Source organism: Jiangella rhizosphaerae (assembly GCF_003579925.1).
GTDB classification, from domain to species: domain Bacteria; phylum Actinomycetota; class Actinomycetes; order Jiangellales; family Jiangellaceae; genus Jiangella; species Jiangella rhizosphaerae.
Genome location: NZ_QUAL01000435.1, coordinates 12,087 through 31,535, shown reverse-complemented (window position 1 = coordinate 31,535; position 19,449 = coordinate 12,087). Strand labels below are relative to the sequence as shown.

The 19,449-nt window shown below is 72.9% G+C and carries 22 protein-coding genes and 1 tRNA gene; 8 read left to right on the top strand and 15 right to left on the bottom strand.

Annotated elements, in window-relative coordinates:
* Positions 1-181: 181 nt before the first annotated feature.
* The gene (locus tag DY240_RS30140) at positions 182-844 is read right to left on the bottom strand and encodes a nucleoside/nucleotide kinase family protein (RefSeq protein ID WP_119663338.1); all 663 of its coding nucleotides are present in this window, start codon (positions 842-844) and stop codon (positions 182-184) included.
* 67 nt (positions 845-911) lie between these two features.
* Between DY240_RS30140 and DY240_RS30135 the strand changes: the two genes are divergently transcribed.
* Both DY240_RS30135 and DY240_RS30130 read left to right on the top strand, forming a co-directional pair.
* A complete protein-coding gene (locus DY240_RS30135; protein WP_119663337.1) occupies positions 912-1,754 on the top strand; it encodes an SDR family NAD(P)-dependent oxidoreductase in 843 nt (280 codons plus the stop codon).
* Between the two features lie 15 nt (positions 1,755-1,769).
* Positions 1,770-2,321 (top strand): nucleosidase, encoded by a 552-nt coding sequence (locus DY240_RS30130; protein ID WP_119663336.1) that lies wholly within the window; start codon positions 1,770-1,772, stop codon positions 2,319-2,321.
* 42 nt (positions 2,322-2,363) lie between these two features.
* On the opposite strand, the gene DY240_RS30125 is transcribed toward DY240_RS30130, so the two are convergent.
* Positions 2,364-3,215 carry an SMP-30/gluconolactonase/LRE family protein gene (locus DY240_RS30125; RefSeq protein ID WP_119663335.1) on the bottom strand — a complete coding sequence of 284 codons (852 nt, stop codon included), beginning with the start codon at positions 3,213-3,215 and terminating at the stop codon, positions 2,364-2,366.
* A gap of 157 nt (positions 3,216-3,372) precedes the next feature.
* On the opposite strand from DY240_RS30125, the gene DY240_RS30120 reads away from it, so the two are divergent.
* On the top strand, positions 3,373-4,023 hold the full coding sequence (locus tag DY240_RS30120; protein ID WP_119663334.1) for a PIG-L family deacetylase: 651 nt from the start codon (positions 3,373-3,375) through the stop codon (positions 4,021-4,023).
* 13 nt (positions 4,024-4,036) lie between these two features.
* Here the strand turns inward: DY240_RS30120 and DY240_RS30115 are convergent, their stop codons facing one another.
* The 4 genes from DY240_RS30115 to DY240_RS30100 form a co-directional block, all read right to left on the bottom strand.
* Entirely contained in the window at positions 4,037-6,184 is a 2,148-nt protein-coding gene (locus DY240_RS30115; RefSeq protein WP_119663333.1) for a DEAD/DEAH box helicase, read from the bottom strand.
* A gap of 357 nt (positions 6,185-6,541) precedes the next feature.
* Positions 6,542-7,369 carry an alpha/beta hydrolase gene (locus DY240_RS30110; RefSeq protein ID WP_119663332.1) on the bottom strand — a complete coding sequence of 276 codons (828 nt, stop codon included), beginning with the start codon at positions 7,367-7,369 and terminating at the stop codon, positions 6,542-6,544.
* A gap of 75 nt (positions 7,370-7,444) precedes the next feature.
* The gene (locus DY240_RS30105; RefSeq protein ID WP_119663331.1) at positions 7,445-8,215 is read right to left on the bottom strand and encodes an isocitrate lyase/PEP mutase family protein; all 771 of its coding nucleotides are present in this window, start codon (positions 8,213-8,215) and stop codon (positions 7,445-7,447) included.
* 13 nt (positions 8,216-8,228) lie between these two features.
* Positions 8,229-9,449: an MFS transporter gene (locus tag DY240_RS30100; RefSeq protein WP_119663330.1), complete on the bottom strand. Its 1,221-nt coding sequence runs from the start codon at positions 9,447-9,449 to the stop codon at positions 8,229-8,231.
* Positions 9,450-9,610: 161 nt separating this feature from the next.
* On the opposite strand from DY240_RS30100, the gene DY240_RS30095 reads away from it, so the two are divergent.
* Positions 9,611-10,198 carry a TetR/AcrR family transcriptional regulator gene (locus DY240_RS30095; RefSeq protein ID WP_119663329.1) on the top strand — a complete coding sequence of 196 codons (588 nt, stop codon included), beginning with the start codon at positions 9,611-9,613 and terminating at the stop codon, positions 10,196-10,198.
* A gap of 424 nt (positions 10,199-10,622) precedes the next feature.
* Positions 10,623-11,138 carry a pyridoxamine 5'-phosphate oxidase family protein gene (locus DY240_RS30085; protein ID WP_119663327.1) on the top strand — a complete coding sequence of 172 codons (516 nt, stop codon included), beginning with the start codon at positions 10,623-10,625 and terminating at the stop codon, positions 11,136-11,138.
* Between the two features lie 155 nt (positions 11,139-11,293).
* Here the strand turns inward: DY240_RS30085 and DY240_RS30080 are convergent, their stop codons facing one another.
* Positions 11,294-11,689: a RidA family protein gene (locus tag DY240_RS30080; RefSeq protein WP_119663326.1), complete on the bottom strand. Its 396-nt coding sequence runs from the start codon at positions 11,687-11,689 to the stop codon at positions 11,294-11,296.
* Positions 11,690-11,788: 99 nt separating this feature from the next.
* On the opposite strand from DY240_RS30080, the gene DY240_RS30075 reads away from it, so the two are divergent.
* Together DY240_RS30075 and DY240_RS30070 are read left to right on the top strand one after the other, a co-directional pair.
* Complete coding sequence (locus DY240_RS30075; protein ID WP_119663325.1) at positions 11,789-12,772, top strand: helix-turn-helix transcriptional regulator; 984 nt, start codon at positions 11,789-11,791, stop codon at positions 12,770-12,772.
* Positions 12,765-13,271, top strand: coding sequence for a GNAT family N-acetyltransferase (locus DY240_RS30070; protein WP_119663324.1), 507 nt, complete (start codon positions 12,765-12,767; stop codon positions 13,269-13,271). The genes DY240_RS30075 and DY240_RS30070 overlap by 8 nt, the downstream gene beginning before the upstream one ends.
* A 36-nt stretch (positions 13,272-13,307) precedes the next feature.
* On the opposite strand, the gene DY240_RS30065 is transcribed toward DY240_RS30070, so the two are convergent.
* From DY240_RS30065 to DY240_RS33840, 3 genes are all read right to left on the bottom strand, one after another.
* Positions 13,308-13,673, bottom strand: a complete 366-nt coding sequence (locus DY240_RS30065; RefSeq protein ID WP_119663323.1) for a VOC family protein — start codon at positions 13,671-13,673, stop codon at positions 13,308-13,310.
* 176 nt (positions 13,674-13,849) lie between these two features.
* Positions 13,850-13,923, bottom strand: a tRNA-Pro gene (locus DY240_RS30060).
* Positions 13,924-14,015: 92 nt separating this feature from the next.
* Positions 14,016-14,150: a hypothetical protein gene (locus DY240_RS33840; protein ID WP_267901707.1), complete on the bottom strand. Its 135-nt coding sequence runs from the start codon at positions 14,148-14,150 to the stop codon at positions 14,016-14,018.
* A 101-nt stretch (positions 14,151-14,251) separates the two neighbouring features.
* Between DY240_RS33840 and yczR the strand changes: the two genes are divergently transcribed.
* The gene (gene yczR / locus DY240_RS30050) at positions 14,252-15,679 is read left to right on the top strand and encodes a MocR-like transcription factor YczR (protein WP_119663321.1); all 1,428 of its coding nucleotides are present in this window, start codon (positions 14,252-14,254) and stop codon (positions 15,677-15,679) included.
* A 7-nt stretch (positions 15,680-15,686) separates the two neighbouring features.
* On the opposite strand, the gene DY240_RS30045 is transcribed toward yczR, so the two are convergent.
* Genes DY240_RS30045 through DY240_RS30025 form a run of 5 tightly spaced genes read right to left on the bottom strand, consistent with a single transcriptional unit; the run spans position 15,687 to position 19,377 of the window.
* Entirely contained in the window at positions 15,687-16,418 is a 732-nt protein-coding gene (locus DY240_RS30045; protein ID WP_119663320.1) for an ABC transporter permease, read from the bottom strand.
* 37 nt (positions 16,419-16,455) lie between these two features.
* Entirely contained in the window at positions 16,456-17,376 is a 921-nt protein-coding gene (locus DY240_RS30040) for an ABC transporter ATP-binding protein (RefSeq protein ID WP_119663319.1), read from the bottom strand.
* Between the two features lie 29 nt (positions 17,377-17,405).
* On the bottom strand, positions 17,406-18,137 hold the full coding sequence (locus tag DY240_RS30035; protein ID WP_119663318.1) for a hypothetical protein: 732 nt from the start codon (positions 18,135-18,137) through the stop codon (positions 17,406-17,408).
* Positions 18,134-19,012, bottom strand: a complete 879-nt coding sequence (locus DY240_RS30030) for an ATP-binding cassette domain-containing protein (RefSeq protein WP_119663317.1) — start codon at positions 19,010-19,012, stop codon at positions 18,134-18,136. Before DY240_RS30030 ends, DY240_RS30035 begins: the two co-directional genes overlap by 4 nt.
* The gene (locus DY240_RS30025) at positions 19,009-19,377 is read right to left on the bottom strand and encodes a GntR family transcriptional regulator (protein WP_119663316.1); all 369 of its coding nucleotides are present in this window, start codon (positions 19,375-19,377) and stop codon (positions 19,009-19,011) included. Before DY240_RS30025 ends, DY240_RS30030 begins: the two co-directional genes overlap by 4 nt.
* Positions 19,378-19,449: the final 72 nt, after the last annotated feature.

Genomic DNA, 19,449 nt, shown 5'->3' with positions numbered 1-19,449 from the left:
GGGCCCCCGCCCGCGCCCGCGCGCCCTGCCCGCGCGGACCCCGCGGGCCGCCACGCCGCGCGCCCCGAACAGACGTTGATCTTGGAGTTGTTCGGCAATTGCCGGGGGAAATGTCCGATAGATGGCCGAACAACTCCAAGATCAACTGGGGCGGAGGGAACCGGGGGTGGGGTGGGGGCGGTCAGGCGACCACGAGCGCGGGGTGGCGCGGGTCGTCTGCGCGTACGACGAGATCGGCGACGGCCTCGGGGTCCACCTCGGCGGCGTAGCGCTTGTACGCCGGCAGCGTCCACGCGTCCGCCGGCGGGGTGAGCCGGCGCAGGGTCGCCGGCCGTAGCGCCAGGTGCACGGCGAGGTCGAGGTCGAGCCAGCGCCCCAGTGTCAGCGAACCGTCCAGCACCACGACCAGCCCGGGCGGTGCGTCGACGTACGCGGCCCGGGTCGAACGGTCGGTGTCGGGGTCGCGCAGCGTCGGCAGATAGCGGCCGGAGCCGCCGGGTCCGACCGGCATGAGCACCTCGCGGTTCAGCGCGGCGACGTCGATCCACGCGTCCAGCAACGAGTCCGGGTCGTGCGGCCCGTGTTCCAGCCGCAGCGACCGGGGCCGCAGGAAGTCGCGGACGCGGATCCGGGCCACCGGCCGGCCCGCCGCCCGCAGCGGATCGACCAGCGCGTCGGCGAGCCGTTCCGGGTGCGCGGCCGGGTGGCCGTCGACCACCATCCGGACGCCGCGGCCGTCGCCGCCGCCGGCGCCGCCATCGCCCTCCGAGCCCGCCGCGGTCGCGAGGACGAGGTCGACGATCCGCGTCACCAGCACGTCCTCGGTCACCGGCTGCACCCGCACCCCGCCATGCTGCCATCGTCCGCCCCGTGGCCTACTGTGACCTCACCGGAGCGGGAGGGGCGGGCGCATGCGGCTGACGGGATCGACCATCGTGCTCACCGGCGCGACCTCGGGCATCGGGCGAGCGACGGCGATCGAGCTGGCCGCCGCCGGGCCGCGGCGGCTCGTCGTGCACGGGCCGCAGCCGGCCGCCGAGGTGGCCGGGCTGGTCGACCAGCTCTCCGCCGCGGCGGGTCCGGACGGCGACGTCGTCTATCTGCGGGCCGACTACGGCGTGCTCGACGAGGTCGCGGAGCTGGCGGTGGCGGTGCGCTCGGCCTGCCCCGAGGGCGTCGACCTGCTCATCAACAACGCCGCCCGGCCCGGCCCGCGGTCGCGCGAGCTCACGGCCGACGGCCACGAGGCGACGCTGCAGACCAATTACCTCGCGCCGGTCGCGCTGACCACGCTGCTCCTCGACGTCGTCGGGGCCGGCCGCCCCGGGCGGATCGTCAACGTCGCGTCGGCGACGCACTACTCGGCGACGCTGTCGCTGGACGACCTCGAGCTGGCCGGGCCGGGCTACTCCCCCGCGTCGGCGTACGCCCGGTCCAAGCTGGCGCTGGTGACGTGGACCTGCCGCCTCGCCGGGCGGCGGCCGCACCCGACGCTCGACGTCGTCAGCATGCACCCCGGCGTCATCTCGACCGGCCTGCTGCACGCGATGTTCTCCGTCGGCGGCGACAGCCCCGAGCACGCGGCCGCCAACCTCGTCGCCGTCGCCCAACACCACGACGACAACGGCACCTACTACGACGAGCGACGCCCGGCCACGCCGAACCCCATCGCGCTGGACTCCGTGGCCCAGGAGCTGCTCGACGAGTTCACCCAGCGCATGCTGGCGCCGGTGCTGCCGGCCGCGACCGCCTGAGCATAGATTCCACCGGTGACCAGCTTCCTCATCGTGAGCGCGACCGAGCTCGAGGCCCGCTACGTCCCCGCCGGGTTGCCCGTGGTCGTCACCGGGATCGGCAAGACCGCCGCCGCGGCGGCGACGACCCAGGCGTTGGTCGAGCGCGCGGCGGACGACCTCGCCGTCGTCAACATCGGCACCGCCGGCGCGCTGCGGCCCGGCCTGACCGGCCTGCTCACGCCCCGCCGGGTGCTCAACCACGACCTCGACGCCGACCTCGTCAGGGCGCTCGGCTTCGACCCGCAGGAGCTGATCGAGCTGCCCGACGGCGACGACGTCACGCTCGCGACCGGCGACCGGTTCGTCGCCGATCCGGCGGTGCGCGACGCGCTGGCGCAGCGGGCCGACCTGGTCGACATGGAGGGCTACGCCGTCGCCTACGCGTGCCGGCGGCTGGGCGTTCCGGTGCGGCTGGTCAAGCACGTGTCCGACGCGGCCGACGAGTCGGCGATGGACTGGCGGTCGGTGGTCGACGCGAGCGCCCGGGTGCTCGGCGAGTGGCTGCGCACCGAGCTGGCCGTCTGACGGCGTCGGCCCGCGGCACCTCCGGCAGCACGGCCCCCGCGGTCAGCCGCCGAACTCCAGGACCGGCAGCCCGCGCACGCCGGGCTCGCGAAGAGCGAACAGCGCGCCGTCGCCCGGCCCGGCGTCGTCGAGCCCGAGCCGTGACGTCGTGACGATCAGCTCGTCGAGGCCCGGGCCGGCGAACGCGACCGCGGTGGCCCGTCGCGCCGGCAGGTCGACGACGGCGCCGAGGCGGCCGTCGGCGTCGTAGCGGCGCACCTCGCCCGTCCAGTACGTCGCCACCCACACCCCGCCCTCGGCGTCGACGGTCAGGCCGTCGGGCCCGCCCGGCACCTCCGCCCAGGGACGCCGGCCGGTCAGCCCGTCGTCGGCGGACCAGTCGAAGACGTCGATGCGGCCGATGTCGGTGTCGACGTAGTAGGCGCGGGCCCCGTCGGGCGACCAGCCGAGGCCGTTGGAGATCGTCACGTTCTCGACCGCCGTCGTCACGGCGCCGGAGGGGTCGATGCGGTGCACCGTGCCGGCGCCCGGCGTCTCGTCGTAGGCCATGGTGCCCAGGTAGAACGCCCCGTCGGGGGCGCAGCCGCCCTCGTTGGAGCGGATGCCGGGGTCGGTCCACAGCTCCGGCCCGCTGGTCAGCTCGGCGTCCAGGGCGTCGTCGCCGGCCATCGCGACCGCCCGCTCCGTCGCGACCAGCCAGCCCGCGCCCCGGCGCGGCCGCACGACGGCGGCGACCTTGCTGCCCACGTTCCGGCGGGCGACCTCGCCGGACGGGCTCAGCTCGAGCACGTCACCGGCCAGCATGTCGACCCAGCGCGGCCCCGACCAGCGGGGCGACTGGACCGGCCCTTCGCCGTGCTCGCACACCGCCGCCGTCAGCTGCTCGGCCCTCATCGGCCCTCCTCCGCGGTCTCGGGATGCTGCACACCTTGCCCGAGGCGGCACCCGGTCCGCCAGTGGCGAGGCCGGCGGGGGCCACATGGGACGAAAGTCCCAGAACGCGGGTCTTTCCGGCCCTACGGTGATGTTCCGGGTACCCCGATGCTGAGGCATGAGCAACTACGTGAGGCCGGTGCCGGCCGCCCGCGCCCTGCTCGTGGTGTGTGCGCACCCGTACGACGCGACGTTCGCGCTGGGCGGCGTCATCGCCGCGTTCGCCGGTGCCGGGACGTCGGTCCACATCGTCTGCCTCACCCACGGGCGCACGCCCGATCCCCGCCCGCGGCGGCGGCTGGACCGTGCCCGCGACCTCGGCCGCGCCACGCGCCAGCTCGGCGCCGACGACGTCACGCTGCTCGGCCATCCGCCGGGCGCGCTGGCGCTGACCAGCCTGGACGCCTTGGCCGACGAGATCCTGGCGGCCCGCCACGGCGTCGACGCCATCCTCACCATCGACGCCACCGGCGACGACGCGCACCCCGACCACGTCCGCGCGATGCGGGCCGCCTTCCGCGCGGCGGCGAAGCAGGGCAGCACGCTCTACGCCTGGACGTTGCGGACCGGCCAGGCGGCGCGCGGCCACCAGGTGCTCGTCGTCGACGTCGACCGCGAACGGCAGCGCGCGGCGACCGCCTGCCACACCGGCCTGCCGGCCGACGACCCGCTGCGCCGCCGCTGGCAGCGTCTGGCGGACCGCACCGAGCGGCTGGTCGTGCTGCGCACGGAGCGCACCGCCGCTCCGGTCGTCACGCGGAACGGCTGACGCCCGGCGGCGCCTACGGGGACGCCGTCAGCGCGTCGGTCAGCAGTGCGACCAGCGCCTCGAGCTGCAGATCGGACGCCGACGACACCTCCTCGTCGGAGCCGTCGAGGGCGCGGGCGGCGAGCCCGGCCTTGCCGTCGATCAGCTCCGCGATGCGGGTGTCGACGGTCTGGGCGGCGATGATGCGCCACGCCGTGACGGGCTCGGCCTGGCCGATCCGGTGGACACGGTCGATGGCCTGCGTCTGCTCCGCGGCCGACCACGACAGCTCGGCCAGCACCAGGTTCGAGGCGACCTGCAGGTTGATCCCGACGCCCGCGGCCGTCAACGAGCAGACCGCGACGGCGACGTCCGGATCGTTGACGAACGCGTCGATGTTCTGCTGCCGCTTCCGCGTGGTCTGCTCGCCGCGGATCGACGCGTACCGCAGTCCGCGTTCGGCGAAGATCGCCTCGGCCGCGTCCATGACGTCGATGTGCTTGGCGAAGAACACCACCTTGCCGGCGCTGCGGACCAGCTGAGCGGCGTAGTCGGCGGCAAGGCCGGCCTTGGCCTGGCCGATGCGGCGGATCATGCTGAACACGTTCTCGCCGGTCTTCGTCGACTTGTCGGCCAGCTCCGCGCCGGCCACGCGGCGCACGAGGTCGGCATCGATGCCGTCGGTGGTGGCGCCGGCGCCCCGCGCCTCGAGCGCGGCGCGGTAGCGGGCCACCAGGCGGCCGGCGAGCTCGCGCTCGGCGGCGCGGATCGACCGGCCGGCGGCGTCGTCCAACTCGACCGGCAGGTCGGCGACGCGGCGGGCCGGGATGTCCGCGGCGACCTCGCTCTTACGCCGCCGGACGATGCCCATGTCGATCACGCTGGCGCGGGCGGCTGACGAGAACCCGGGGTCGACGGGCGTCAGGCCGGTCTCCTCCAGCGCCTCCATCAGCTCCCGGCCGGGCTTGCGCTCGTCGATCCAGCCGAGGAACTGCCAGATCGCGCGGAAGTCGTCGATGTCGTTGATCAGCGGGGTGCCGGTGAGCGCCATGAGCAGCGGGCGGAGGGTGCGCGACCGGATCTGCTCGGCGAGCTGGAGCACGTGCTGGGACCGCTGCGACTTCTTGTTCTTGATGAAGTGCGCCTCGTCGACGACCATGCCGCGGAAGCCGAGGTCGCCGAGCCAGCCGACGTGGCGGTCGAGCACCTCGTAGTTGACGACGATGATGTCGGCGAAGGCGTCGATGGTGTCGCCGTCGCCGTGGATGACGGTCGCCGGGTGGGCGGGCGTCCACCGTCCGGCCTCGCGCGCCCAGTTGGTCTTGACGACGTTGGGGACGACGACGAGCAGCGGGTAGGCGTCCGCGGCCTGCGCGGCGAGCAGCGCCTGCGCCGTCTTGCCCAGGCCGGGCTCGTCGGCCAGCAGGAAGGTGCGGTGCCCGGCCTCGGCGGCCGCGACCAGCCGGGCCTGGTGCGGCATCAGCTCCAGGCCCGGCGGCGTGCCGACGGTGCTCGCGGCGGGCAGCGCCATGGAGGCCGTCGTGCCGTCGGTGGCGTTCTCGAACGAGCTGAGCAGCGGCCCGATCAGCTCCCAGTTGACCAGCCGGCGCGGCCGCGTCGCACTCTTCTGCGCCGGACGGGCGGCGGCCTCGTAGTCGGGGGCGAGGAACGGGTTGGCGAGCTGCCGCGAGATCACCGACTGCGGCACCACCTGCCGCTTCGCCGTCGTGACGGCGGCCGCGGCCGGCGCGGCGACCGGGACCTCCTCGACGCCGGGGTCGCGGCCGGCCGCGGTCAGCATCTCGCGCCGCAGCGCCCGGGCCGCGTCGCTCACCGGCGCGTCCTCGGCCAGCAACCCCAGCAGGGAGGCGTCGCGGACGGCGACCTTCGCCAGGATCGTCGCGATGCCGTCGAGCCGCTTGAGCTGCTCGGCGCGGTAGGCCTCGTTGTGCGTCTCGTCGGCCTTGACCTGGGCGCGCTCCTCGCGCACCAGCAGCGCGATGACCTGGAACTTCGTGCGCGTCGAGGGCTTCATCGCGCCGCGCTGGACGCTGCCCTCGACCTCGCGCACGGCGCGCGCGAGCACCGACATGATGCCCTCGTCGTCCTGTGCCCGGTCGCGCCTGCGCGACCGGCTCGCCGTCCGGCTGGCGCCGGGCCGGCGCCTGGCGTCTCTCGCCAAGTGCTCCTCCTCCGGAGTTGCCCCGCTCACGTGGGTGGCAGCGGCGGGGTCGGCCGCGCCACGCCTTGCCGGCCGGCCGAGCGCCGGTGTCGCGCGGCGCGCGAAACTGCTCCCCCACGACGCGGCTCGGCCTGCAGATCCGGGCGAGCCTGGCGCCGCTGTCACGTGTGAACGTCCCGGCCGGTGGCCGGTTTCCTCGTCGCCGGCCGCAGTGGAGAACCCCGCTCGACGGGTCGCACTGCAGCACAGCTGTCTACAAGACTAGCGCCCTTCGGGCCGCAACACGTGCAAGCGCGACGCTTGCGTCGCGACTCGCCGCCACGAATGTCAAGGCGCGAGGGCCGCCGGCTATTCCCGTCATCGGCCGTCCGGCCGGAGCACGGCCCGCAGCCAGGCCGCCGTCAGTGCGAGCGACGCGGCGTCGTCGAACGCCGCGTCCTCGTGGCCCGCGCCGCCCAGCAGGTCGAACCGGCTGCTCGCACCGGCCCGGCTCAGCGCCTGGTGCAGGGCCGCGCCCTCCGACGGGGCGACGATGCGGTCGCGGTCGCCGTGCGCGATGAGGAACGGCGGAGCCTGTGCCGAGGCCCGGCTGAGCAGGCTGAGCTCGCGGGCCTGGTCAGCGGCGTCGGCGACCGAGGGGACCCCGAGCAGATCGGCCTCGAACGCGAACGGCAGCAGCCGGGTCTCGAGCCGGCTGCGCGACCCCGCGGTGAGCAGGTCGGAGGGGCCGAACCAGTGGACGACGGCCTGGACGGCGCTGGACTGGTCGCGATGGCCGCCGACCGTGCCCTCGAACGTCTCGTCGCCGGGCGTCAGCGCCAGCAGCGAGCCCAGGTACGCGCCTGCCGACGCGCCCCAGATCCCGATGCGCTCCGTCGCCAGCTCGAGGTCGGCGCCGTGCGCCCGCAGCCAGCGCACCGCGGCCTTGAGGTCGTGCACCTGGTCCGGGAATACCGCGTCAGGCAGCAGTCGGTAGTCGGCCGATGCCACGGTCACGCCGCGCTCGGCGAGCGGCAGCAGCCGCCGCGGGCCGTCCTCGGCCTTGTCGCCGTGCCGCCACCCGCCGCCGTGCACGTACAGCACCAGCGGCGCGTCGGGCTGCGGAGCGCGATAGAGGTCCAGCGCGAGCCGGACGCCGTCCACCGTCGCATAGACGAGGTCGTTCTCGACCCGTACGGACGACACCGATACCGCTCCACTCGTTTCCAGCCGGCCAGGACCTCAGCCTAGCCAGGCCGCGATGACCAGCTCGGCCCCACGTCAGGGTGGGAACGGGTTCCGGCCGGCGGCGACGGCGGAGAGCAGCTCGGAGCCGAAGGTGCCGTACAGGTGGCGCTGCAGGCTCGGGCCGAAGCTCACCCGGGCGACTCCGAGCGAGGCGTAGTCAGCCGGCGACCGTGCGCCCTGCCCGTACCCGACGTTGACCGGCCCGGGGATGCCGCCGGTCAGCGCCCGTATCGCGCCGGGGTCGCCGGCGCCGATCGGATAGACGCAGTCCGCGCCGGCCGCGACGTACCTGGTGCCGCGCTCGATCGACGCGGCCAGCTGGTCCTCGGGCGATCCGGCGCGGCGCAGGAACGAGTCGGTCCGCGCGTTGATCACCAGATCGGCACCGAGGGACCGTGCGGCGGCGCGCACCTCGGCCAGGAAGTCGGCCTGCTCGGCCGCGTCGATCATGGCCTCGCTGCGCGGGTCGGAGTCCTCCAGGTTCAGCCCGGCGGCGCCCGTCGCGGCGAACCGCTCGACGAGCTCGTCCGGCGCGAGCCCGTAGCCGCGTTCGAAGTCGACCGTCACGGGAACGTCCACCGCGCGCACGATGCGCGCCGCGGCGGCCAGCACGTCCTCCACCGGTGCCGCCTCGCCGTCCTCGTACCCGAGGACGGCGGCCGTGGCGGCGCTGCTCGTGGCGACGGCCGGGAAGCCCGCGGCCTGGACCATCCGGGCGGAGGCCGCGTCCCAGGCATTCGGCAGGACGAGCGGCGCACCGGGCACGTGCAGGGCGCGGAGGACGCTTCCGGACTGGTTGCTCATGTGTTCTCTCCCGTCATTCCGTCGTCAGGGTGGCCGGGCGCGCTTCGCCCGTCGCGTCGGCCGCCGAGGGCCGGAGGAAGCCGGTCGCCCAGGCGACCGGGATCGCGACGGCGGCGAGGATCAGCCCGGTGACCACGACGGACGACGCGGCGAAGTGGCCGATCGCGATGCCGCCGGCGGCGGAGCCGGCCGCGATGCCCACGTTGGCGGCGGACGCCGGCAGCGACTGCGCCAGTGCGCCGCCCGGGCCGGCGAGGCTGATCACGCGGTATTGGATGGACGGCAGCATGCCCATGGCGAACAGTCCCAGGGCGAGCAGCGCCAGCGCCGCGAGGACGGCGTTCGCACCGCCCAGCCAGAGCGCCAGGAGCGCCACGGCCACGCCGATGGTCGCGACGGTGAGCGTGCGGGCGGCGTTCGTGTCGGCGAAGCGGCCGCCGGCGAAGGAGCCCACCGCGGTGGCCGCACCGTAGGCGAGCAGGAAGACGCTGATCAGCCCGCCGGAGATGTCCGTGACGCTCTCGAGGAACGGGACGATGTACGTCAGGGCCGCGAACAGCGCCGCGAAGACGAGGACGTTCAGGAACAGCACCGCCAGCACCCGCGGGGCGAACGCGTGCCTGGCCTGGTGGCCCGCCCCGCCGCCGCTGCTCGGCACGGACGGGACCACCGCCAGGGTCGCGATCAGCGCGACGGCAGTCAGCACCACCAGCGCGGCGAACGAGCCGCGCCAGCCGAGCGTCTGGCCGGCCAGCGTCCCCACGGGCACGCCCAGGGCGGCCGACACCGCGACGCCGGCGATCACGACGGCGATCGCCCGGCCCGTGCGGTCGGGCCGGACGACGGAGATGCCGGCCGGGAACGCGGCGGAGATGAACAGCCCCTGGAGCGCGCCGGTGGCGGCGCGTGCGGCGAGGAACACGCCGTACTCGCTGGTCAGCACCACGACCAGGGTGCCGGCGATGGACAGGACGAGTGTGCCGACGAGGACGGTCCGCTTGTCGAGCGTGATCGTCAGCGCGGCGAGGACCGGACCGCCGATGGCCAGGCCGAGCGCATAGGCCGTCACCAGAGTGCCGGCCGTCGGGACGGAGACCTGCAGGTCGGACGCGATCAGGTTCAGCACGCCGACCACGAGCAGTTCGGCGCTGCCGAGCACGAACATCCCGAGGAAGAGCGTGGCCAGGACGAGGTTCGCCCTCCCCTGTCTCAGCGCCGTCAGCTGGGTGGTCATGGGCACCTTCCTTGTCGTGTGGCGCTGAGTCGGTCGGAGCCCGGCGAGTTGGCTCGTCGTGACGTGACCTGGACCCGGCTGCCGGGATAGAGTGGGTGAGGGAACGATCCCTAACATAGGGTAGGGAACGATCCCTAACATCGCAACCGAGAGGGAGACCCGTGCCACGAACCGCCAGTGAGACCAGGTCACACGTGCTCCAGGTCGCCGGTGAGCTCTTCTACGACAACGGCATCCGCGCCACCGGCGTCGACCACGTCGCGGCGGAGGCCGGCGTCGCTCCGACGACGCTCTACCGCCTGTTCGACTCCAAGGACGGGCTGGTCGGCTCCTACGTCGAGCGCATGCACCACGACTTCCAGTCGGTGTGCGAGGCCGCGGCCGAGGCGGCCGGGCCCGACCCTCGCGACCAGATCCTGGCGATCTTCGACACCGTCTTCGCGGAGGTGAGCTCCGACCGCTATCGCGGCTGCGCGATGCTGAAGACGCTCGCGGAGTTCCCCGACCCCGCCCTGCCGGCCCACCGCAACGCGGTCGCGGCCAAGTCGTGGCTGCGGCAGACGCTGCGCGAGCTGACCGGCCGGCTTGGCGTCGCCGACCCCGGCACCCTCGCCGACCAGCTCATGCTCGTCCTCGACGGCATGCACGCCACCGGCCAGTCCCTCGGCCCGACGGGCCCCGCCAAGCAGGCCCGTCGCCTCGCCGAGACCCTGCTGTCCGCCGCCGCTCCCCCGTCCGACGCCCTCTGACCGGCGGGCGGGCCGAATACTGCCTGGCGCTCCCCCAACCCGCGGAGCGCACTGCCGGACCCAGCTGGAACTGCGGCTGCCCACCCACGAGGAACTGGCCGAGCTCGCGGAGCGGCGCTGAATCTGGCCATCTCCGCGGACCGGTGAGCCGGTGGGCGTCCAGGAGCTCGAGGCCGACGACTTCGCGATCCAGCGTGAGGTCCGGTCCGAGTCCTGGCTCGGCCTGCGTCATCAGGGCCGGGGCGTCTCCCAGGGCAGACTGGCCTTCGAGCAGGCGGTTCCGGCTGACCCGCCAGGCATGGGACGCGCCGGCCGGGCGGTGAGGGGCACAGTAGGTGGTGATGCCATGCGGCCGCGTCCGAGGTGAGCACCGGTCGGCTCGCCGGCCGCCGGAACCCGAGACCAAGGGGGAACCGTGTCCCACATGCCCGAGACGACCATCGACCCGCGGTACAGCAGCGACGACGCGCAGCCCATCCCGTGGCAGGACGCCGTGACCCACCTCCAGAACGCCGAGCTGTTCTGGGTGTCGACCGTCAGAACCGGTGGGCAGCCCCATGTGACGCCGGTCGTCGGCGTCTGGCTGGACGACGCCTTCTATTTCTCCAGCGGAGCGGAGGAGCAGAAGTCTCGGAATCTCGCGGCCAGCCCGCACTGTGCCGTGACGACCGGGTGCAACCGGTGGGACGAGGGCCTGGACATCGTCCTGCTCGGCGACGCGATCGCCGTGCGGGAACGGCAGATCCTGCAGCGGGTCGCCGATGCCCACACCGCCAAGTACGGCAGCGCATGGGCCGCCGAGGTGGACGACGACGGCACCTTCCGCATGGGGAGCGCAACACCGGTGGTCTACGAGCTCAGGCCGGAACGCGCGCTCGGGTTCGGCAAGACCGGAGGATTCAGCCATACGCGGTGGGACTTCACCGCCGCGCCCGCGTGACGAGGCAGGGGCAGGCCGGTACCGGCCCGCGGGTGTAGACGCCAGCGCCAACCGTTGGCTTCAGCGTCTACACCCCTGCGGTCATGGCCGCCTTCTGGCGGCTCAGACCGCCCCGGCGCGTCGATGCCCGGTCGTCGGCGCGGACGGCGAGCGCGTCAGGCCACGGCGGTCCCCTCGAGTTCGACCAGCTGTCCCGGGATCGCCAGCCGCGTCACTCCGAGCATCGTGGTGGACGGCGCCACTCCGGCGGCGCCCAGCCGCGACGCCAGCACGCCGTAGTGCTGGAACAGCAGATCGACATCGGTGGTGTAGACGTTGAGCCGGACGAGGTTCGCCAGCGACATGCCGGCCTCGCCGAGCACGGCCTCCAGGTTGTCGAGGCTGAGCGCCAGCTGCGCCGCCGGGTCGCCGTCGTGCTGCGGCTTGCCGTCGCCGCTCATCGCGGTCTGTCCGGAGCAGTAGAGGGTCCGGGTGTGCCCGGAGACGAGCTCGCCCTGGTTGAAGCCCAGCTCGACCGACCACGGCACCGGGTTGACCGCCGTTCGTTGCATTGCCACATCAGCTCCGTTCGCTTCATCGGTGTCGGTACGTGCACGAGCCTCCGCGAGAATCACGACATCCTTCGTCAGGTATTCCGATAGCGTTCTCGCATGCGCGCCGACCGGTTGGTCTCGCTGGTGCTGCTGCTGCGTCAGCGCGGCCGGCTGACGGCTGACACGCTGGCCCGCGAGCTGGAGGTGTCCACCCGCACCGTCCTGCGCGACATCGAGGCGCTGTCCGCCGCCGGCGTCCCGGTCTACGCCGAACGCGGCCGGCACGGCGGGTTCGCGCTGCTGCCCGGCTTCCGGACCGAACTGACCGGCCTGAACCACGACGAGGCCCTTGCCGTGCTGACCGCCGGATCGGGCCGCGGCGAGCAGGTGTTCGGCCTCGGCTCGGCGCTCGCCTCGGCCATGCGCAAGGTGGTCGACGCGCTGCCCGAGAGTCATCGGGCCACCGCGAGCGACGCGGCGCAGCGCATCCTCGTCGAGCCCGAGACCGACCTGCTCTCCCGCCGGCTCGTCACCGACGATGTGCCCGGCGCCACGGTGGTCCAGGTCCGGCGCGCGGTGCTCGCCGGGCACCGGCTGCGCATCCACTACGCGGCCACGGGCCGGCCGCCGCAGTGGCGCACTGTCGACCCGATCGGCCTGGTCACCGTGCGCGACCGGGGCTACCTGCTGGCCACCCGATCGGGCGCGGACCGCACGTACCGGCTGTCGCGCATCCTGGCCGCCGAGGAACTCCCCGAACCCGCGCAGAGAGCACCCCGCGTCGACCTCGAGCGGGTCTGGCGGGACCGCTGCGCCCAGTTCCTGTCCGACGGCCACATCGCGGTGCTCGTCCGCGTGAATCCGGCGCGGCGGGAGGAGCTGCTGAGCAGCGCGGTCGCCGTCCGCGCCGAGGAACCCGATGACGACGGCTGGCTGCGGCTGGAGGTGACGTTCCAGGATTCGCGACACGCCGAATGGGCGCTGTGGCAGCTCGCCATGGACGCCGAAGCCCTGGCCCCGCAGTCGTTGCGCACCTCCCTCCGTGACCGCGCCGCCGCCACGGCCACCCGCTACGCGCGAGAGGTCGCTCCCCATGCCTGAGTTCGTCGCCGGCGCCTGGCCACCCGCCCCGATCAGGACCGAACGGCTCGTGCTCCGCGAACCCGAGGCCCGGGACCGTCCGGCGATCATCGAGCTGTTCACCTCGCCGGAGGTGGGCACCTACATCGGCGGCCCCCGTCCGCGCGACGAGTTCGAGCGCGCGCTGCCCGACGAGCCCGAGCGGCGCCCGGGCCTCTTCGTCGTCGACCTCGAAGGAGCGATGATCGGCATCGTCACGCTCGAACGGCGCGACACGGAGGGCGGCCACCCGTCCCACGTCGTCGGGAAGGTCGAGCTCGGCTACCTGTTCCTGCCGCGGGCGTGGGGACACGGGTACGCCGCCGAGGCGTGCACGGCGGCACTCGACTGGTTCGCCGGGGCGCAGCCCGGTGAACCGGTGGTGCTGTACACGCAGACCGCCAACGACCGCTCCATGCGCCTCGCGGCGAGGCTGGGCGATGGGCGCGCTCATGATCATCCAAGAAACGAGGCGCCATGACGCCTCGTTTCTTGGATGAACCCCGTCTGGCCCCGCTCAGCCCTTCCGCTCACCCAGGACACAGAATTCGTTGCCCTCCGGGTCGAGGAGGGTCACCCAGTGCTGCTCGTCCTGCACGGCGTCGACGCGCCGGGCGCCGAGGGAGAGCAGCCGGGCGACCTCGGCCTCCTGGTCGTCGGGGCGGAAGTCGGGGTGGAGCCGGTTCTTCGACGTCTTGCCCTCGGGGACAGGCACGAAGAGCAGCCCCGGGAGCTGGTCCGGCTCAGGCCGGATCTCGATGATCTCCTCGGATTCGTCGACCACGACCCAGCCGAGAGCCTCGGCCCACCAGCGCCCGAGGGCGATGGGGTCGTTGGAGTCGACGATGATCTGCTCCCATTCGAGTGCCATGGGCGTGAGCATAAACAGGGTCGGCCGGCTGGTTGGGGGCGACTACCGCCGATCGCCGGTCCGGTGTGCGAACCGTGTCCCCAATGCGGTGGTCGGAGCTGGTGACCCGCCGCGCCTGCGCGTCGTCGGTGGTGGTGCCAGGCATGAAAAAGCCCCGCTGACCTGCGTCAACGGGGCGAGTCGATCGGTCGGGCTGACAGGATTTGAACCTGCGACCCCTTGACCCCCAGTCAAGTGCGCTACCAAGCTGCGCCACAGCCCGTGGCCGCCCCACCTGCGTGCTGCGGAGCGATGAACAGTGTACCGCCTCCGCGGCACCGCTCCCGCCACCCCCGGCCGCGACGCGGCGCCCGCTCACGGACGCGGCCGGCGGCTGTCGTAGTCGGAGCGGAAGGGCTGGGCCCGCACGTCCCCGTGCTGCGCCGTCCACAGACCGGCCGCCAGCGCCCACGCCAGCAGCAGCACCGCAACCACCACGATCACACCCATGACGCCCGCCACCCCAATGAACAAGACCAATCTCCTGCCGCCTTCCACGAAACACCAGTCCACTGTTCTCAACAAGAGGCCAATCATGAGAGACTGGACTGATGGATGGCGGGCGCATCGGGCCGAAGGATCTGCGGACCCTGCTCGGCGAGTGGGAGACGGAGGGGCAGAGCGCGTACCACGCGCTGGCCGACCGCATCAGGCTGCTGATCATCGACGGGCGGCTGCCGACGCGGACGCGGCTGCCTGCCGAGCGGGAGCTGGCGGACGAGCTCAACCGCAGCCGCACCACCATCGTGTCGGCGTACCGCGCGCTCAAGCAGACCGGCCACCTGGTGAGCCAGCGGGGCTCCGGCAGCGTGGTCGCCCTGCCGCATCAGCGTGACGGACAGGGCGCCCTCCCCCAGCCGGCCCTCGTCGACTTCGCCCGGGCCGCGCCGGCGGCCATCAGCGGGCTCGAGGCGATCGTCCAGCGCGCCACCGCCGATCTCACGGGGGTTCTCGGCAAGAGCGGCTTCGACCTCGTCGGCAGCCTGAGGCTGCGCGAGCGTATCGCGCACCACTACACGAAGCGGCAGTTGCCCACCACGCCGAGCCAGATCATGGTCACCCTCGGCGCCCAGCACGCCATCGCGCTGATCGGGCGAACGCTGGTGCGCCAGGCCGACCGGGTGCTGGTCGAGGCGCCGACCTACCCGCACGCGCTTGACGCGTTCCGCATGAGCGGCGGGCGGCTGGTCACCGTCCCCGTAACCGCCGACGGCTGGGACGGCGAGCGGCTGCGCGAGGCGTTCGAGCGGGCCCGCCCGTCGCTGGCCTACCTGATCCCCGACTTCCAGAACCCGACCGGCGCCTCCATGTCGCCGGCGGAGCGAGACGACGTCGTCCGCGAGGCGCGCCGCGCGGGCACCGTCCTGGTCATCGACGAGACGACGGCCGACCTCGACATCGACCGCGGCTGGACCGATGTGCCGTTCGCCGCGCGCGCGGATGGCCATCGCACCGTCACCATCGGCTCGCTCGGCAAGAGCGTGTGGGGCGGCCTGCGCATCGGCTGGATCCGGGCCGACGACGACGTCATCGGTGCGCTGCACGCGGCGCGGGCGGCCGGCGACCTCGGGACGCCCGAGCTGGAGCAGCTGGTCGCCATCGAGGTCTTCGACGACTACGACGCGCTGGTCCAGCGCCGCGTCGAGCAGCTGCGGCACCACCGCGACGTGATGGTGCGCGAGCTGCACGAGCGGCTGCCGCGGTGGGACGTCCCGGTGCCCGACGGCGGCGTGTCGCTGTGGATCGGGCTCGGCGCGCCGATCAGCTCCGCGCTCGCGCTGTTCGGCCTGACCAGGGGTCTCAGCCTCATCGCCGGCCCCCGGTTCGGCGTCGACGGGGCGTTCGAGCGGTTCCTCCGCATCCCCTACACCGGCCGCGTCGACGAGTTCACGCGCGGCGTCCACCTGCTCGAGGACACCGCGCGCTCACTCCCCGCACTCCCGGCCGGACGCGCACCGGAACTGGCCGAGGTCGTCTGACCCGCACTCACTCCCAGCGGAACACGCGCGCCGCGACGCCGCCGGCGAGCACCGTCACCACGACCAGCGCGAGCAGGTTCGTCCCGTCGGGCCAGGCGCCGTTCCACGCGTCCTGCAACGCCTCCATGCCGGCGCCGAGCGGCGACACGTCGCGGACCGGCCGCGCCCACGACGGCATCAGGTCGCCCGGCGTCCACACGCCGGCGAAGAACATGCTCGGGAAGAACAGCAGCATGCCGATCGACGTCGCCGCCTTGCCGGTCGGCGCCAGCGCCGCGACGAGCAGGCCGAGCGCGAACAGCGCGGTCGCCGTCAGCACGAAGGCGACGAGGAACCCGGCCAGGTTCGACGGCGTGCCGAGGTCGAAGGCGACGGCGCCGAGCAGCACCACGATGACCGCCGCGGCGATCAATGCCGCCAGGTTGACCAGCAGCTGTGCCGCGAGCACGTTGCCCGGGTGGACCGGTGTGGTGGACAGCCGGCGCAGGATGCCCTTCTCGCGGTAGGTCGCGAGCACCGTCGGGAGGACGCTGAGCCCGAGCAGGGCCGCCGACAGCGCCAGCGCCATGACCGGCAGGAACGCCTTGGTGATGCCGGCCTCGGGGTCGTCCTCGCCCAGCCCGATGGAGCCGAAGACCACCATGAGGCCGATCGGCAGGGCGAACGTCATGACGGCGGACGTGGTGTCGCGCAGGAACAGCTTGGACTCGACCGTCGTGATCTTGGTCAGGGTGGACATGGAGGTCTCCTCTTCTGGTCGCTGACGGCGTCAGGTGTCAGGCCGCGGCCTGCGGCTCGAACGACCGGCCGGTCATCGCGACGAACGCGTCCTCGAGACTGGCCTGGTCCATGCGCAGCTCGGCGGCGACGACGTCGTGCGCGGCCAGCGTGGTGATGACGGTGTAGGGCAGGTTGCCGGTGCCGGTGACGACGTAGTGGCCGCCGTCGCGGCTGACGCCGGTGACGTCGGGCAGCGCGGTGAGGATGGCCTCGTCCAGCGGCGACGACGGGCGGAACCGCAGCGTCTGCTCGGTGGCCACCCGCGCGACCAGGCCTGCCGGGCTGTCGATGGCGGCGACCCGCCCGCCGTCGATCAGCGCGAGCCGGTCGCACAGCCGCTCGGCCTCGTCCATGAAGTGCGTGACCAGCAGGATCGTGACGCCGCGCGCCCGTACCTGCTCGATCAGCTGCCAGGTGTCGCGCCGCGCCTGCGGGTCGAGGCCGGTGGTGAGCTCGTCGAGCACGGCGACGCGCGGGTTGCCGACCAGCGCCAGCGCGATGGACAGCCGCTGCTTCTGCCCGCCGGACAGCTTCTCGAACCGGGTGCCGGCCTTCTCGGTGAGTCCGAGGTCGGCGAGCAGCTCGGCCGGGTTCGCCGGCGACGGGTAGAACGACGCGTAGAGGTCGAGGGCCTCGGCGACGGTGATCTTCTCGGGCAGTTCGCTCTCCTGCAGCTGGGCGCCGAGCACGCCGCGCACCTCCGCCCGGTCGCGGGCGGGGTCCAGGCCCAGCACGCTGACGCTGCCGCCGTCGGGCCGGCGCAGGCCCTCGATGCACTCGACGGTGGTGGTCTTGCCGGCGCCGTTGGGGCCGAGGATCCCGAAGATCTCGCCCTCCTCGACGGTGAACGAGACGTCGTCGACGGCGACGGTGGAGCCGTAGACCTTGTGCAGGTTGGTCACTTCGATGATCGGCATGGTGCTGCGGTCCCTTCCGACGGACGGTGTCAGGCCTTCTGCGGCCGGAGATCGATGGTGCGGACGAAGCTGTGGATTCCCGCGAGAGTGAGGGTGAGGACGGCGAGCGCGGCGGGCACCGCGGCGGCCGTGGGCAGGTGCTCGACGTTCATGGCGTCGAGCGCCGCGCCGGCCCAGCCGACCGCCATGATCGCCTCGACGGCCAGCAGCGGGAGGAGCAGCAGCGGCAGGGCCAGCGTCGGGCCGAACCAGCCCCACTTGTAGTAGGCCGAGCCGATCAGCCAGCCGGCGGCCACGTTGGCGGCGACGACGATCCACACCTCGGGGACGATGAGCCAGAACTGGTAGCCCTGGTCGAACAGGTGCGGCGTGGTGAACTCCGGCGTCTCGCCGACCGCGCGGTACAGGCCGTACTCGATGAGGTAGCCGCCGGCCTCGAACAGCGCCATGAGACCGGACAGCGCGATGACGACGCCCGCGCCCGCCCAGCCGAAGCTGCGCCGGGTGACGCCCGAGGCCACGGCCACCGGCAGGTAGGCGGCGGTGATCATGATGCCCATCGAGAGCGGGAAATACCGCGTCGCGTAGGCGGAGTTCTCCCAGATGCTCTCGCTGGTGCCGCCCGTCGCGAGGTCGATGATCACCCCGATGACCAGGAAGATCACCGCGACGGTGACGATGAACCAGCCGACGGCCTGCGAGAAGCCGGCCGAGAGGTCCAGGAACGACGCCCGGGAGCGGCGGTACGTGAGGGCGCTCATGCCCGGTCTCCCTTCGTGAGGTGGACGAACAGGTCCTGCAGCGCGACGGGCGACAGCTCCAGGCCCCAGTCGGCTGCGACGGCGCGCGCATCGGGGTCGATCTCGCCGTAGACGGTGACCGACTTCGTGCCACCGAGGCGCTGCTCGCCGAGGACCGTCATGCCGGTGGTGAAGTCGTCGACGGCGGCGGCGGGGCCGACGACGGCGGCGCCGCGCATGCGCAGCGACTCGGTGTCGTCGTGCGCCACCAGCCGGCCGCGGTCGATGATGACGACCTCCTCGAACAGCCGCGCGACCTCCTCGATGAGGTGCGTCGACAGGATGATCGTGCGCGGGTTCTCGATGTAGTCCTCGAGCAGGACGTCGTAGAACGCGTACCGCGACGGCGCGTCCATGCCGAGGTACGCCTCGTCGAGCATGGTCAGCGGCGCCCGCGACGCCAGCCCGACGGTGATGCCGAGCGCCGACTTCTGCCCGCGCGACAGCTTGGCGACGCCGCGGTTGAGCGGCAGCTGGAACAGGTCGAGCAGGCGGTGCGCGAACTCGTCGTCCCAGTGCGGCCGGAACCGGCGCGAGCGGCGCAGGATGCCCTTGACGCTGTCGCCGTCGACCACGATGTCGCCGCTCTCGCGAACCAGGCAGATCTGCTGCGTCAGCCGCTCGTTCTCGAACGGCGCCTCACCGTCGACGAGGATGGCGCCCTCGGTGACCCGGCGGAACGCCGCGATGAGCGACAGCAGCGTCGTCTTACCCGACCCGTTGCGGCCCAGCAGCCCGTAGATCTTGCCGCCCTCGAGCTTCAGCGTGAGGTCGTCGATCGCCGTCACGCCCGGGTAGCGGACGGTGAGGTTCTCGATCTCGATGCCCAACGTCATGCCGACTCACGACCCTTCAGCGTCTGGATGCGGGCGACGACGTCGTCGAGCGGGATGCCGATGACCCGGGCCTCGGCGATCATCGGCTCGACGACGTCGGCGAAGAACCGCTCGCGACGCTGGGACAGCAGCATGTCGCGGGCGTCGGGGCTGACGAACATGCCGATGCCCCGCCGCTTGTAGAGGACGCCTTCGTCCACCAGCTGCTGGAAGCCCTTGGCGGCGGTCGCCGGATTGATGCGGTAGTACGCCGCGTACTGGTTGGTGGACATCACCTGCTCGTCAGCTCCCAACGCGCCACTGAGGATGTCGTTCTTGATGGCCTCCGCGATCTGGTGGTAGATCGGGCTCCGGTCGTCGAACATGCACACCCCCTTCGGTTCCTAGGTTCATTACTTGGCTAATGAACCGTAGCACTACGGAACCAGCGAACACAA

Bases quoted from the DNA above. Each gene is read 5' to 3' on its own strand.
- DY240_RS30135 (WP_119663337.1), top strand. From the start codon at position 912: ATGCGGCTGACGGGATCGACCATCGTGCTCACCGGCGCGACCTCGGGC.
- DY240_RS30125 (WP_119663335.1), bottom strand. From the start codon at position 3,215: ATGAGGGCCGAGCAGCTGACGGCGGCGGTGTGCGAGCACGGCGAAGGG.
- DY240_RS30120 (WP_119663334.1), top strand. From the start codon at position 3,373: ATGAGCAACTACGTGAGGCCGGTGCCGGCCGCCCGCGCCCTGCTCGTG.
- DY240_RS30105 (WP_119663331.1), bottom strand. From the start codon at position 8,215: ATGAGCAACCAGTCCGGAAGCGTCCTCCGCGCCCTGCACGTGCCCGGT.
- DY240_RS30100 (WP_119663330.1), bottom strand. From the start codon at position 9,449: ATGACCACCCAGCTGACGGCGCTGAGACAGGGGAGGGCGAACCTCGTC.
- DY240_RS30085 (WP_119663327.1), top strand. From the start codon at position 10,623: ATGCCCGAGACGACCATCGACCCGCGGTACAGCAGCGACGACGCGCAG.
- DY240_RS30080 (WP_119663326.1), bottom strand. From the start codon at position 11,689: ATGCAACGAACGGCGGTCAACCCGGTGCCGTGGTCGGTCGAGCTGGGC.
- DY240_RS30075 (WP_119663325.1), top strand. From the start codon at position 11,789: ATGCGCGCCGACCGGTTGGTCTCGCTGGTGCTGCTGCTGCGTCAGCGC.
- DY240_RS30070 (WP_119663324.1), top strand. From the start codon at position 12,765: ATGCCTGAGTTCGTCGCCGGCGCCTGGCCACCCGCCCCGATCAGGACC.
- DY240_RS30065 (WP_119663323.1), bottom strand. From the start codon at position 13,673: ATGCTCACGCCCATGGCACTCGAATGGGAGCAGATCATCGTCGACTCC.
- DY240_RS33840 (WP_267901707.1), bottom strand. From the start codon at position 14,150: ATGGGTGTGATCGTGGTGGTTGCGGTGCTGCTGCTGGCGTGGGCGCTG.
- yczR (WP_119663321.1), top strand. From the start codon at position 14,252: ATGGATGGCGGGCGCATCGGGCCGAAGGATCTGCGGACCCTGCTCGGC.
- DY240_RS30045 (WP_119663320.1), bottom strand. From the start codon at position 16,418: ATGTCCACCCTGACCAAGATCACGACGGTCGAGTCCAAGCTGTTCCTG.
- DY240_RS30040 (WP_119663319.1), bottom strand. From the start codon at position 17,376: ATGCCGATCATCGAAGTGACCAACCTGCACAAGGTCTACGGCTCCACC.
- DY240_RS30035 (WP_119663318.1), bottom strand. From the start codon at position 18,137: ATGAGCGCCCTCACGTACCGCCGCTCCCGGGCGTCGTTCCTGGACCTC.
- DY240_RS30030 (WP_119663317.1), bottom strand. From the start codon at position 19,012: ATGACGTTGGGCATCGAGATCGAGAACCTCACCGTCCGCTACCCGGGC.
- DY240_RS30025 (WP_119663316.1), bottom strand. From the start codon at position 19,377: ATGTTCGACGACCGGAGCCCGATCTACCACCAGATCGCGGAGGCCATC.